Origin of the sequence: Photobacterium alginatilyticum (assembly GCF_009910675.1) — a bacterium.
Taxonomy (GTDB): Bacteria; Pseudomonadota; Gammaproteobacteria; order Enterobacterales; family Vibrionaceae; genus Photobacterium; species Photobacterium alginatilyticum.
Window position 1 is genome coordinate 119,567 of record NZ_RSEJ01000006.1, and the last position, 14,541, is coordinate 134,107.

General features: G+C 48.3%; 11 protein-coding genes. 5 read left to right on the forward strand and 6 right to left on the reverse strand.

Annotated elements, in window-relative coordinates:
- Position 1: 1 nt before the first annotated feature.
- The 5 genes from EIZ48_RS07920 to EIZ48_RS07940 are packed head-to-tail and all read right to left on the reverse strand — an operon-like array spanning position 2 to position 6,422.
- Complete coding sequence (locus tag EIZ48_RS07920) at positions 2–1,882, reverse strand: XrtA/PEP-CTERM system amidotransferase (protein WP_160649898.1); 1,881 nt, start codon at positions 1,880–1,882, stop codon at positions 2–4.
- A 21-nt stretch (positions 1,883–1,903) separates the two neighbouring features.
- Entirely contained in the window at positions 1,904–3,118 is a 1,215-nt protein-coding gene (locus EIZ48_RS07925; protein ID WP_160649899.1) for a TIGR03087 family PEP-CTERM/XrtA system glycosyltransferase, read from the reverse strand.
- A 4-nt stretch (positions 3,119–3,122) separates the two neighbouring features.
- Positions 3,123–4,166: a FemAB family XrtA/PEP-CTERM system-associated protein gene (locus EIZ48_RS07930; RefSeq protein WP_160649900.1), complete on the reverse strand. Its 1,044-nt coding sequence runs from the start codon at positions 4,164–4,166 to the stop codon at positions 3,123–3,125.
- Entirely contained in the window at positions 4,108–5,028 is a 921-nt protein-coding gene (locus tag EIZ48_RS07935; protein ID WP_160649901.1) for an XrtA system polysaccharide deacetylase, read from the reverse strand. Before EIZ48_RS07935 ends, EIZ48_RS07930 begins: the two co-directional genes overlap by 59 nt.
- Positions 5,029–5,030: 2 nt before the next feature.
- Positions 5,031–6,422 carry a TIGR03013 family XrtA/PEP-CTERM system glycosyltransferase gene (locus EIZ48_RS07940; protein WP_160649903.1) on the reverse strand — a complete coding sequence of 464 codons (1,392 nt, stop codon included), beginning with the start codon at positions 6,420–6,422 and terminating at the stop codon, positions 5,031–5,033.
- 183 nt (positions 6,423–6,605) lie between these two features.
- On the opposite strand from EIZ48_RS07940, the gene EIZ48_RS07945 reads away from it, so the two are divergent.
- From EIZ48_RS07945 to EIZ48_RS07965, 5 genes are read left to right on the forward strand one after another with little or no spacing between them, the layout of a single operon-like run.
- Complete coding sequence (locus EIZ48_RS07945; protein ID WP_160649905.1) at positions 6,606–7,250, forward strand: XrtA/PEP-CTERM system exopolysaccharide export protein; 645 nt, start codon at positions 6,606–6,608, stop codon at positions 7,248–7,250.
- A 10-nt stretch (positions 7,251–7,260) separates the two neighbouring features.
- Positions 7,261–8,826, forward strand: coding sequence for an XrtA system polysaccharide chain length determinant (locus tag EIZ48_RS07950; protein WP_160649907.1), 1,566 nt, complete (start codon positions 7,261–7,263; stop codon positions 8,824–8,826).
- Between the two features lie 2 nt (positions 8,827–8,828).
- Positions 8,829–9,746 (forward strand): XrtA-associated tyrosine autokinase, encoded by a 918-nt coding sequence (locus EIZ48_RS07955; protein ID WP_160649909.1) that lies wholly within the window; start codon positions 8,829–8,831, stop codon positions 9,744–9,746.
- A complete protein-coding gene (locus EIZ48_RS07960; RefSeq protein ID WP_160649911.1) occupies positions 9,718–11,175 on the forward strand; it encodes a TIGR03016 family PEP-CTERM system-associated outer membrane protein in 1,458 nt (485 codons plus the stop codon). The genes EIZ48_RS07955 and EIZ48_RS07960 overlap by 29 nt, the downstream gene beginning before the upstream one ends.
- 2 nt (positions 11,176–11,177) lie before the next feature.
- Positions 11,178–12,329: an XrtA/PEP-CTERM system-associated ATPase gene (locus EIZ48_RS07965; RefSeq protein WP_160649913.1), complete on the forward strand. Its 1,152-nt coding sequence runs from the start codon at positions 11,178–11,180 to the stop codon at positions 12,327–12,329.
- An 82-nt stretch (positions 12,330–12,411) separates the two neighbouring features.
- Here EIZ48_RS07965 and EIZ48_RS07970 read toward each other — a convergent pair whose 3' ends face one another.
- Positions 12,412–14,457 carry a sulfatase-like hydrolase/transferase gene (locus tag EIZ48_RS07970; RefSeq protein WP_160649915.1) on the reverse strand — a complete coding sequence of 682 codons (2,046 nt, stop codon included), beginning with the start codon at positions 14,455–14,457 and terminating at the stop codon, positions 12,412–12,414.
- Positions 14,458–14,541 lie beyond the last annotated feature (84 nt).

The window sequence follows — 14,541 nt, forward strand, 5'->3', positions numbered from 1 at the left end:
ACTACTGCCTCGCCATAAAAAGAGAAAACATCAACAGACACCAGAGTGATTCCCCGTGATCCCGGTACCCCTGCTGATGATCGCTGATCATTTTTTTCAGCCAGTCGACATCGAAAAACCCGCTGTCGCACATATTGGTCGAGAGGACATTCCGCGCCAGCGTGTCTTTCAAGCTGGTTCTGAACCAGGTCGAAATCGGCATGCTAAAACCCATTTTGGGCCGGTAGAGAATGTTATGGCCAACATGATTTTCGAGCGAACGCTTGAAGGCATATTTCCCCTCACGATGGCGAATATTGTTTTTGCTATTGATGGAATACGCCCATTCGACGAACTCGTGATCCAGCATCGGCGCTCTAACCTCCAGCGAATTGGCCATACTTGCCCGGTCGACCTTGGTCAGGATGTCGCCGACCAGCCAGGTTTTCATATCGAGATACTGGATCTGTTTGAGAGGATCATCGGTGGTAAAGTAACGGGCATGATGCTTAAGAATTTCACTGCCGTCATAACCGTTGAGGCTATGTTGATATGAGTCACTAAACAGGGATTGGCGCTCGCCACGTCGTAGCTTGGATATTGAGTTGGCATACCCCTCGACGGCATCCATCGCCAGAGACTGAAAGGTGGTTTTGGCCCGCAACGGTCGTGGTGCCCAGTCTGCCTTGGGGAATAAATACCCCAGCGGACCAAACACAGATTTACGGATTGGCCCCGGGATCGCATTTCGCACCCGTTGCTCGGCCAGATGCAGCCGGTGGCGTCGATAGCCGCCAAATATTTCATCGCCGCCGTCGCCGGACAGCGCAACTTTTACCGATCGGCTGGCAAGCTGACAGACACGAAACGTCGGTAAGGCAGAACTGTCGGCATAGGGTTCATCATAAATATCGGCCAGGGTATCAATCAGGCTAATATCATTCGGATCGACTATCTGCTGGCTATGCTCGGTATGATAGCGGTTGGCAATCTGGCGGGCATACTCGCTTTCGTCAAAAGCCTGCTCGGTAAAACCGATGGCGCAGGTGTGCACCGGCTTGTTTTGCAATGACGCCATCAATGACACCACGGCACTCGAATCTACCCCGCCCGACAGAAACGCACCAAGCGGTACGTCCGCGGCAAGGCGGATCCTGACAGCCTCCTGCAACTTGTCGAGCAACGACTCCTGAGTCTGCTCCCAGGACAAAACCTGATCCGGAGCACACAAGTCCCAATATTGCCTCGGGGCGATTTCGCTCCCGGGGCTTAGCGTCAGGTGGTGGCCGGGGTTAAGCTTGAAAATATGCTTGTAGGCACTGTAAGGCTCGGGGATATAGCCATACATGAAGTACTCTTCCGCCATTTCATTTCTGAGCGTCGTATCAACTTCTGGATGCCCGAGTAACACCTTGAGCTCAGAGGCAAAGAGAAACTGTCCCTTCGCTGTTACCGTATAAAACAGCGGCTTCTTGCCAAGACGGTCACGACCGAGGAACAGCTGTTTTTTATTTCTGTCCCACACTGCAAAGGCAAACATCCCCCGAAAGCGTTTGACACAGTCTTCCCCCCAGGACTCCCAGGCATGAACAATCACTTCGGTATCGCTATAAGTCCTAAACTGGTGCCCAAGCCGGGTCAGCTCATCGGCCAGTTCCAGGTAATTATATATCTCTCCGTTAAACACGACGACAACCGACTGATCCTCATTGAACAGCGGCTGATGACCGCCTGAGAGATCGATGATCGACAGACGGCGATGTGCCAGACTGATATGCTCATCGAAGAAATATCCCTCATCATCCGGCCCGCGATGACTCTGCAACCGATTGATTCTCTCGAGCAGACGCTTATCAATTCGGCCAGGCTGGCGCAGATTAAAAACTCCGGAAATACCACACATATTCAGCCTCCTTGTGAACACCTAGCCATGGTTAGACTCCAGATAGCCAAGCAAGGGAGATAGCTGGGCATCCCAGCTGTAATATTGCTCTATCCACGCCCGCGACGCTGTGGCTACTGACTGCTCGGCCTGCAATGTGTCTATCACCCTGCAGGCTATATCAGCCGCACTATCGGAAACGGCGACATGGCTCGACGGGAAGCTCTCCAGTCCTTCCATCCCCTGCGGGGAGGCAATCACGGCCCGTGACATAGCCATGGCTTCCAGAATTTTATTCTGGACTCCCCGGGCAATACGCATCGGGGCAACGGCGGCTTTGGCATGTTGCAGATAGGGACGCACATCAGCGACTCGGCCCGTTACGACGATCCCCGGGATCTCCGTCAGCGCCCTGACCCCGGGAGTCGGTGAGCTGCCGACAATGTAGAACTTAGCATCCGGCACCTCGGTCACCACCTTGGGCCAGACATTATTGGCGAACCAGGTAACGGCATCTTCGTTGGCCCAGTAGTCCATCGCACCGGTAAACACCACATAGTTCTCTTGTTCCAGGCAATAGTTTTCCTCTGCAGGAACGGAGGAACCGGGTGAAAAGAACTCGCTGTCCAGGCCGTTTTCAAGGGTTTTGATCCGCTCGCGAAACGGTGTATCGGCAATACAACGGAACGCCTCGGTCTCAGCCTTGGTCACAAAGCAACTAATATCAAACATCGAGGCGACTTTTTTTTCATACTGCCCGAGCACACGGTGCTCCCGCTGGTAGACAGCGCGCATAATGCCTTGTTTTTTCTCGGCATACTGGCGCCATTTGTCAGAGTCAATGTCAACAAAATGCATCACGGTATGGGGGCTATGAGGACTGGCAATCAGGTACTGGGCCATACAACCGGACACCACGAGCGCCTTGTCAATCTGATGGTCTTCAATGATGGCATCAACCCATTGCTGCATGGCTTTTCGTGAATAATAGGGCAAGGTGATCGGCTGTCCCGTAAACAGCGCGGTCACGCCCTTCAGCTTGCAATATGAAGGGGAGATCTGAACAAACAAGCTCGCCTTGCAATATTGTTCAACCTTGGCCTGATACTGAAGGTCAAACGGATCATCAATAAAACAGCCAAGATAAACATCAAAATGTTTACTTAGAAACTTGAGGATATGGTAATTGGCAATCTTATCCCCCTTGTTGGGAGGATAGGGAATACGGTGACACAGATACAGTAACGGCTCTTTCATACAGTTACCCCAGATATTTCGATAGCATCGGACCAATAAGGCGACTCACCGGAAGAGGAAGTCTTTTCCAGGCTTTGATGAAATACTTGTACTTCGGATTGTTCGGTGACAAATTCGGCAACGACTTGGCTTTTACCAGTGCCACTTTGTAATTGAGCGGATGCGCTTCCATCCCCCAGTGCTTTTTATACTGATATGCCCCCGAATCATTCTTACTTCTACCGTAGTCAAACAGTGTCGCACCGCGCTGACGGGCAACATGCATCAGCTGGAAAATCATATAGTCGCTGCCATTCAGTGCCTTGGATTCATACTTTCCGCCCCCGTAATAGGGCATGGCGTGATCTTTATAATAAAAGCTCAGCATGGTAGAGATTGGCTGCTGATCTTTATCATGCACCAGCATGGTCTCGCAGCGATCCGGGAAGGTTTCTTTCAGCTTGGTAAATAGCTTATGCGTAAACACCGGAGTCCCCAGGTCCCTGACGCTTTCGGCATACACGTCGTAACAGGACTTAAGGTTATCCGAGGTATCCCAGCTGAGATTGTTCCTCAGCGAATGCCGTATCACATTGCGCCTTTTTTTCTTTATGGCACCGATGATGTCGTCAGACTCCTCAGGCAGCGCCAGAGAGAAACGGGAATGATGACAATGCTTAACCCAAGGTGCCTCTGACTCGACATCGAGCTTGTCTCGCAGCTCGACGTAGTCAACATTCAGCTCGCATCCCAATTCGAAAGCAGCCGCCTCCAACTTTTTGCGTATCAGTGAGCTATCCGCCAACGCACCGCCGTACACGCAAAAAGGGGTAGATACCAGGGTATGGCCAAACAGCCAGCTTTTCTGTTCAAACAGCGGCAATACCCCGACAAGCCGGTTACCGCTTTCTGCCAACATATAATGGTGCTGATGGCCGAATACCGAATCAATCACATCAAGCCAGCCGGATAAATGAAAAAAGCTGCCTTCAGGGTGATTGTCTACATAACTATCCCAGTATGGATAGTCGTTCCTTGATAGCTTCCGGATTGCTAATTCCTGCATCATGATTAAATCCATTTAGTTGATAAACGTTACGCATCGTGCTCCAGTTAAAATCGGCTAGCAGACGGTGGATCTTTGACTCCATACTGTTGAGGTTCAGATAATGCCGGAGCCTTGATTTCGCGGATATTCCCATGATCCTCGGCTGACGCGGATCGATTTCCCACGGGTGAAAATAGAAACTGTAGGGTTGCTGAGTATCGGCAATAAAGGCATTAATCAGCCGTCGGCTCAACCAATAGGGATAGAGACGAAAGAACCCCCCTCCGCCAATAGGAATGTTCCTTCCCAGCTTGTTAAAGGTCGGGATCGGCACTTCAATCAGCCCCTCCTCCCGCACATGTTTAAAGCGTGGCCAGTCGGGTGTCCCGTAAAGATCGTGTTTTACCGGATAAGTGCTACTGGAATAAACAAAACCCAGGGAGCGCAATACCTCAAATGCCCAGGGGTTACTGGTATCGATAGAAAAACTCGGAGCACGGTAACCCATCACTTGCTGGCCGCTGATGTCTTCGATCAGGTGTTTGCTGCTGGCTATATCGTTATAAAACTCTTCCTGAGACTGCCTGTTGGCCGGTTGATGAAGATAACCGTGGCTAGCCACTTCATGCCCTTCACGTACAATGGCCCTGACAATCGCCGGGCACTGCTGGGCAACCCAGCCCAGAACAAAAAAAGTCGCCTTCACACCGTGCTCGTTGAGCATTTTCAAAATCCGCTGGGTATTGGTCTCGACACGTAACGGGTAGCGGCTTTCCCAATGCGAGGGATTGACCACCCCCGAAAACGCAGCAACGTGGAAGTAATCTTCGACATCAATCGTCATGGCGTTCACAATCTGGTTTGATTTATCAGCCTTGGTCATGGTTACCTGCCTTTCCCGAACAGAATGATCTCTGATGTTCTGATAAGGATCAGAACATCGAGCATGAAACTGCGATGCTTGATGTAGTAGAGGTCAAACTTCAGCTTCTCGATGGCATCATCAAGGCTGTCCCCGTAGGGATATTTAAGCTGCGCCCAGCCAGTCAGACCCGGCTTGACATCATGACGCTGACTGTAATAGGGAATACTGCCGTCAAACTGCTGGCAAAACTCAGGTCGCTCGGGCCTGGGGCCGACAAAACTCATATCCCCTTTAATAACGTTATATAGCTGAGGAAGCTCATCAATACGGTATTTTCTGAGAAAAGCACCGACCTTGGTAATACGCTTATCAGTCTTAAACGACATTTGCGCGCCATTCTCTTCGGCATTCACTTGCATGCTGCGAAATTTGTAAATTGAAAACACTTTCCCCTGTTTTCCTACCCGCTGCTGCGAATAGAAAACAGGAGATGAAAAACCATCCTCTAGCTTAATTAGTAACATGGCAACAAGGAGCAACGGCCAGGTAAGCAATAACACTATTGAAGAAATGAAACAGTTAAAAACCCAATTCGCAAACCTGCCAACTAGATCTTTCGAAGACCTAACATTATAAATCACCCACGACGGATTAATATGACTGACGGCAATCTGACCGGTTTCCCGCTCAATAAAATCAATGATATCAGTAATTAAAACTCCTTTCATTTTACAGCTGAACAACATATCCGTCGGCAGGTTTCCGCGTCTTTCATCCGCGCCAATTATTATTTCTTCAATCTGGTTGTCAATAATATAGTCTTCCAGAGATATCGATGTTTCGATTCTCGGAACCGTTGTCGTTACCTTGATACTGTCACCACTAACAGGAATATAGCCAATTAAGTCAAAGTTAACCCGATCGGCACGCCTCTTCATGCAAGAGTTAATTAATCCGGCTCTTTCCCCTGCACCAAGAACAACAACTCGCCTGCGATTCAGGTTGGTATAGTTTGTCGATAAGGCAATTTTTCGGCTAATTAATAATCCGACTGCAGCAAGGAGATATAATAATTCGCACAATAAAGCTGGAAAAGAAGAAACAGGTATCAAGAGGTAAATAAAAGAAGACATTATATAAGCAAGACCAATTGCCACCATAATTCTTATCGCAACACCTTTATACGTTGCTCTTAATTTTTCGTTATACAACCCCACCGCCAACGTCGCGATTTGCAATGTCGAGGAAAACAGAAACAACTGAACAAAGTGAAAAGATTCACCAAATCTTGGTGTCTTTTCAGAATAATACACTTCAGCCAGATTTAAACCTAAAGCAAACACAATCAAAGCAACAATAAAGTCAGTCACAATGAGGACTGTATTACTTTTGTTTAAATCATGATATCGCATATGGGCGTTCCCGACCTTTATATAAAAATCCGTTTTCAATGCTATATCTGATTATTGTACATAATTAAGAAGCTGCACCATAAAAAAGTATTATATAGTTAAATAACTTAAACAAAATTATTCAACTACACTGAAGAAAATAGACTTAACAAGCAAGTCATAATACGCAGGATGGGTATGTTTATGAAACAGAAAGGGAAATGCTTTTTATCGCTGGTCGTTGCTTTTATTTTTACCACTTTATTAGCAGGATGTACGTCATCAAACTTGCAAACCTTACCTTCAGCGACTACTCACCCTTCATTAACTAAAAATATAAACGATTACAAATATTTAATTGGGCCTGGTGATAACCTGAATATTTTTGTCTGGGGCAACCCGGAAATATCGGGCACGTTCACAGTAAGACCGGACGGAAAACTGTCTACCTCGCTGGTGGACGATATCGACGCCTCCGGCCGAACACCGACCGAACTCGCAAGCAGTATTGAGTCGCGCCTTGCCGCCTATGTCCGTGACCCGATTGTGACCGTCATCGTTGAGGATTTCATCGGCCCCTACAGTGAGCAGGTGCGCGTCATCGGCGAAGCTTCGCGCCCCAAGGCAATTAACTACCGTGAAAATATGACACTGCTTGATGTCATGGTTGCCGTTGGCGGCCTGACTGAATACGCCGACGGCAATGATGCCCGTCTCATCCGGGTGATTAACGGTCAGCAGCGCCAGTTCGGACTAAGAATGGGCGATCTGATCAGGGACGGCGACATCCAGGCCAATATCGACATTCTGCCCGGCGATATCATTATTATTCCTGAAGCCTGGTTCTAGGAGCGCGCAAATGAAAGAACAATTTGACCTCCTGTTACAGTATTTACGCGGGATCTGGCTGCAGCGTCAATGGATCGTCATTTCACTCTGGGTGATCTGCCCCCTCGGCTGGATTGCGGTCACGCTGATGTCCAACCAATACAGCTCCGAGGCCCGGGTGTATGCCGATACGGAATCGATTCTCCAGCCTCTGCTCCGGGGCATTGCGATTGATACCGATCCCTCGCAAGAACTGGCACTGATGAGCAAAACGCTGCTAAGTCGTCCGAACCTTGAAAAGATTGCCCGTTTTACCGATGCCGAGACGAATGCCAACACCGTTTCAGAGCCAAACAGCTTGCAAAGAGAAGAACTCGGCAAGCGCGTGGCAAATTTAAAAAAGAACCTGTCCTTCAAATCGGCCGGCGAGGAAAACCTGTTTACGATCAACTATTCCGGCTCAGATCCCTACTACACCCAAAAGGTTGTCCAAGCAGCCATTGATGTCTTTATTGAAAATACCGTCGGGCAAAAGCGTCAGGAAACGGTCAAGGCCAATAAATTCCTTACCGGTCAACTCAAGGAATATGAAACACGCCTGATTCAGGCCGAAGTACAGCTGGCCGATTTCAAACGCTTTAACACTGGCTATATGCCGGGTTCCGAGCAAAACTACTACCGTCGGCTTCAGACATTGCAGGATGAGCTGGAAGATACCCGCCTGACGATTCTGGAAACGGACATACAGCTCGCAACAGCCCGCAAGCAGCTCAGTGACGAGACGGCGGTCGCTATTCAGCAAATGACAACTATCAGCACCGAGTATGACATACGGTTAGGTACGCTCGAAACCCGCCTCGACGAGCTGCTTTTTCGCTTCACTGACAGACACCCAGATGTCGTTGAAACCCGTCGCCAGATTGCCGACCTAAAGAAACTCCAGCAAGGCTCGCAGCAACGGGCATCATCGGCAACGGCCTACTCCAGTGCCGTCTTGCAGGATATAAAGCTCAATATCAGCCAGCTGGAAAACCAACTCGCCTCCCTGAAGGTTCGCGAGACCAACCAGATCGAAAAGCACAATCTGCTGGCAGAGAAGCTGGAACAGCTGCCACAAGTTGAGGCACAGCTAACTAGCTTAATGCGCAATTACGACATTACAAAATCGAAGTATGAAGACTTGTTATCACGCCGGGAGGCCGCACTGATATCCAAGAGTGTCGATGCCAGCTCGGACGAAATTACCTTCCGGGTGATTGAACCGCCGCTGATTCCACAAGATCCCTCAGGCCCCATGCGGCCATTGCTGCTTACCGTCGTACTGGTAGTCGCCCTGGGTGCCGGCGGTGGTCTCGCCTTCGTCGCCAGCCAGGTATCACCGGTTGTGGTGTCTTCTACACAGCTTTACCGACAAACAAACCTGCCTGTTTTTGGTTCAGTCTCGCTCACAGAAGAGTCCGAGCTGTTTACCAAAGAAAGGCGAAAGGTTTGGTATTTCTCATTCATCTGCGTCGCGCTGGTTACCTTTTACGTAGGGTTTCTAGCCATCAACTCAACGCCGACCGTTCATTCTCGCATTATCCAGAAGATTGAATAGCTATGAGCATTATTGAAAAAGCACTGCAAAAAAAGCAAAAGGCGTCCAAACCAAGCCTTATCAGCCAAGCCATGGCTGAGCAACCTGACAACGAGACATCTCCCCCTGCTCCCGAGCAGGCCGAGAAACATGACTTGGCTAATTCTCAGCACCAGCCAAACAAGGCTGTTTTGCATATTGATACCGACAGGTTAGAAAGGTGCGGCATGGTGTCGCATTCCAATAACAAAGCCAACCCCCAGATCACCAATGAATACCGATCCATCAAGCGTAAAATCATTCACAATGCGTTCGGTCAAGCGGCCTCCCATCATGAAAATGGCAATCTCGTCATGATCTCTAGCTCGCGCCCCTCTGAAGGGAAGACGTTCACAAGTGTCAATCTGGCATTAAGCCTTGCCTCCGAAAAAGACAAAACCGTGTTACTGGTCGATGCCGATGTGCTCAAGCCATCAACGGGCAAGCTATTAGAGATCGATGTCAATAATAAACCCGGCTTGATTGACTTTCTGCTCGGTGAGGTAAAATCCGTATCAGAGGTGATCTATCAAACCTCGATACCGAACCTACGGATATTACCAGCCGGCACTTCCCATCACCTGAGCAATGAACTGCTGGCCAGTGACAAAATGGCCTCGCTAACCAAAGAGCTCGCCACACGCTACCCTGACCGGCTGGTGCTTTTTGACTGCCCGCCGCTGCTGGGCGTTGAAGAAACCATTACCGTTTCCAAGCTGCTCGGGCAGGCAATGATTGTTGTCGAACATGGCAAAACCAAAATGGCCGACGTGGAAAAGGCGATTTCAGAACTCAACAAACAGATGGCAATAGGATTTATTGTCAACAAAGCCATGCAGGGTGCATATAGTCAATATGAGTATGGATATGGGGATGACTATAAAAAAGAGAGCCAATCATAAACGCTGGTTAATCTGCTGCGTTGCCTTGGCGACTACCCGCAGTCTGGCGGCAGATACTGAGTTTACCCCGTATGTCGGCGGTGGGTTTACCTATACCGACAATATTGACCGGACAGCGGAAGATCGACAGGGAAGCCTGATCTCGGATCTGAGTGCCGGCATTACTACAGACATTCAGGGGGCTGACGGCAATATTGACCTCGACTATGAGCTTAACCAGCTATTTTTCAGCCATGATTCCAATGAAAATGAAACCTACCAGACACTCTCTTTCGCCGCGGATAAGGGCATCAGCCGTACCGGGTTTCGGGTCGAGGCCGCCGCATCAATCGAGAATATTGCCCGGGCCGTCGATCAGAATGCCAATGCCGATATTGTCTCCGGCGACACCATCGAGAACAAAGATGCCAGTGTCGGGGTCAGTTATCGTTCCAACCCACGCAGCAAAGTGGATCTAACTGCCAGGGCCTATACGGATATCGTCAATAACGAAGACGATATCGGCAACTACAACGGCTATGGCGCAGAATTTTCCTTCGCCAACGGAGAAAGCGTCAAAAAGCTGTTCTGGCAAATTGATGCCTCCTACCAGTATAAAGAGAGCAAGGATAACGATGACGATACTGCTATCACCTTGTACAGGCAGGATATTGGTTTTCAAACTCTATCTGGCTGGGTGCCATTAGTCCGCTTCAACTTTGAAGACTATGAAGGCACGTCTGATGCCGACAGCGCCGATACGCTCAGTTGGGGCCCCGGGGTTCAATATTTCTGGACCAAGCGTTCCTATCTCGAGCTCAGTTACAACTTCTCTGAAGACGACAACAATAGTGACTTTTGGGCTGGTGCGATCCATATAAACCCGACGCCGAGAACACGAATCTTGGCCGCCTATGACAAACGCTTCTATGGTGACGCCTATGAGCTATTGTTGTCTCACCGCTCAAGGCGGATTACCAATAGTATTCGTTATACCGAGGAAGCCGTCAGCTTTGATCGCGACTTATTTTCCTCGGACTCTACTGTCGAGGAAATTTCGCTTAGCCGACGGCTAGAGTGGACGACGGTGTTAACGGGCCGGAGAACCGACTATGAGTTAAATATCTTCCATGATGAACGAGAAGCGCTCAACGCTACAGCCGATGAGCAGAACGATGAAGTTGACGGTATTGGTATCGCAGTCCGCCACCGCCTTTCACGCCGTTTTAGCCTGGCTGGCCGCTTCGATTATGACTATTACCAGTTTATTAGCCGCACCCGCCCGACCCAGAACGACTATTACCGAATCTACGAACTGGAAGGGAAATACCAGATCAACAAACAACTCACCAGCTCTTTCGGGATCGAGCACAACAACAAATCATCATCATTTGCTTCCAATAGCTACGATGAAACCCGGATTTTTATCGACATAAGGATGCAACTATAGCTATGTACGAATCACACTTTGGCCTGTCAGATAAGCCATTTAAACTGAGTCCGGATCCGCGTTTTTTCTTTTCGAGTCCTCACCATGAAAAGGCCACCTCCTATTTAAAATACGGGCTTTCACAGGGGGAAGGATTTATCGTGATCACCGGCCCTATCGGCACCGGAAAAACGACAATCGCCAGAAACCTGGTTGCCTCGCTGGATGACTCGATCGTGGCTATACAAATTGCAACCACCCGTCTCACCCCCGAAGAGCTTGTCAGGCTGGTTGCGGCCAAGTTTGGCATCCCCGTTGAGGCGTTGGGCAAGGCTGAAACACTCAAACGGCTGGAACAATACCTTCTCACCTTGCACCAGCAACAACGCAGAGCGCTGTTACTCGTCGACGAAGCCCAGAACCTGCCGCCGGAGACGGTGGAAGAGCTTCGGATGCTGTCTAACTTCCAGCTCGACGATAAGCCGCTCATCCAAAGTTTTCTCCTTGGCCAGGAGGAACTCAAAGGTATCATCGAGCTCCCCGAAATGGAACAATTCAGGCAACGGATCATTGCCTCGTGCCACCTGAAACCCTTTGATAGCCAACAGACCGAAAATTATATCCTCCACCGCCTTAACCAAGTCGGCTGGCAAGGCAAACCTGCCCTTAGCCAGGAAAGCTTCGGTATCATCACCCAATACACCCAGGGGGTGCCAAGGAAAATCAATATCCTCGTCGACAGGCTGTTCCTGTATGCTTACCTGGAAGACCTCACTGTACTGAAAGCAGATGATGTCCGTCAGGTACTTGAAGAAATGCAAGGCGAGTTATCCGGCTCCATGATGGCAAACAACCGTTTGGGCAACGATAACAACAAGCCTCATTCCTTTGGCAGCGATAGTTCGCCAACAGCACCGGCAGGGTGTACCGACACCCAAGCAACCCAAACCTTAATAGCCGTGTCTGAAATACTCGATAACGTCATCGAGAAAAAAGTAGCCACTATCCGCCATTTAGATAAGTTATTAACACAAAAGAGAAAGGCACTGTCGGAGCAGAAAGAGAAGCTGGATGACGGAACAATATTAGAGAACGAAGAATTTGATAGCGAAGACCACGATTTAACGCTGCAGGATAAATATTGGTGCAAGGATTTGATGGCCAAAAGAAACTGACGATGACACCGTTCTCAGCCCTGGCCAGTCTGCAGCACAACCACACCGGAAACGTTGCATAACGCTAATGCGATGGCAGGCGCTAATGGCTGTGCACCAGCCTTCCTTCCGGAAACTCCGGCGATTGTTCTGTACTGTTTCTGTAGTTCAATTTTTCCCACTCAAAAACCAGTTCACGTAGCATCTCAAGCTCCCTGGGTTGCTCGACTACGTCATCTATCAGCTGCCATCTTCCGGTACTTTCAAACATCACCTTTCTTGTTCTGAAGTCAAAGACAAGCCTGTCATCACTATAGGTATGGCTGATCTGCACCGGGCTGGAAATGCCACCAATCACATGAAAGACCGCCTGCCTTCCTGCCAGCTTGCGGTTAATTAGCGTCATGTCGGTGTCTTGGCCAATTAAATCAAGCAGTAACTCACGTATATCCGTTTGGCCTATAGGCTTGGTAATTGGTTCTATTTGCATGTTGGTAACAAGTGGTACTTTCAGCTGTTGGTCATTGATCTTATGTCCATGCCCGAGCACACCATCATCAAAGAGTGACTCACCGTGATCGGCGGTCACAACAATCAGTGACTGGTCATAAATACCAAGCATGTGTAGCCGCGATAATAACTGCCCCAGTGCATCATCAGCGGCTGCGACGGCATTCCAGTAAGTATCTTCAAGCCAAGTCTTGTTAGTCAGGGATATTTGACTCCGTGGTATGGGGGCAATATTCAGTAGATTTTTCATTCCCTCATAATGATACGGAAAATGCGCAGCTTGAAGATTAATATAAAAAAACTGCTTCCCCCTCCCCTTCAATGTATCAAGCTGACCGTTGATAGCACGAACGACTACATCTTCACTGAGCCTAAGGCTGCCAAGACTTGTATTCGCATACACTCGCTCTTCTATATTAGTTTCTGCATCGAAGAAATGAGCTGCCGTTGCTCTCATGTTTGTTTCTTGACTGATGTTGGCAAAAGACTCAGCCTGACCAGAAATCACATTGACCTCGTAACCTATCTTTTTCAGTATCTCAAAGAGTGACAGTTGATGCTGGGGGGACGTTAGCTCTCCATTGAATATTGCCTTCAGCGAGGAAGCGGTAAACCCGGTATGTGAGTATGCATTTGGAAATACCGTGCCCTGTTGGCTAATTCTGAGAAGGTTTGGCGATACAATCTGATTGTTGACTTTGGTCTCTAATACATCAGCTCTCGTACTTTCAAGAATAATGAGAAACACATAATCAAATACTGGCACTACATTTGAGTAGTCTAACTCATAATCTACGTTCTGGAGCTTAAAATCACCCAGTAACATATCTTCATCGACATCATTTCCCGGTATATCAACCGCCCCCGGGTGGATCGCCGCATCGAACATTGCCAAATCTTCGGGAAAGGAAAAGTATCCATAGCCATCCTGATCAAAGTCGCTCGCCGAATCTAATACTGCGGTTAATAAGGCATAACTATTTTTCTTCACTACGCCATATCTTACATTGTCGTAACGTAAAGTTATCGCAACAACAAAAACAAACCCAATAAACAGGCTCCCATAGCTATACACTATGCGTTTGAACGGGAATGTGCCAGTCGCTCCCTCAGGGCACACACCTCTTTGTACTTTTCCTAGAACTAATTGATAGCCAACCCAATACAATATAAGAGCGATGAATAGGAAAATGAGCATAATAGCCGCTTCATCAGCAACGTAAGACATTGCTGACAATATACTTCCACCAGCAATATTTTTTGCAATAGTGAAATTGATGGTATCACTCATGTAGGACAGCACTTTGTATTTTGCAATAACGGCCAGTAAAGAGATAGTGACGGCAATGAAAAAGAAATGATAGGCAAAAACAATTTGTGATTTTCTCAGCAAAACAGCTATAAGCATAAAGAAAATAGAGATAGCCCCAAACAACAACAAATCACTATAAACAGTTGCAATAAAGAACAATACCCTATCCAGAAAGGTGTCAATTGAGTATGGCTGAAGAAAGGAAGGCGTAAACAACCCAAACTTTCTGTTCATTAATATTAATTCGATCACTTGAACAGCCGTCGTCACACCAAAAATGGCACTCAGCCAAGGGTGATTGCGAATGAAAGTATAAAAAGAAAACATATAAATACCTTAACACATCCTTGGTTTAAGGATTTCAGCAACTACAACTCAATCCTTGCAATATCTATTAGCTTAGGTGAAATT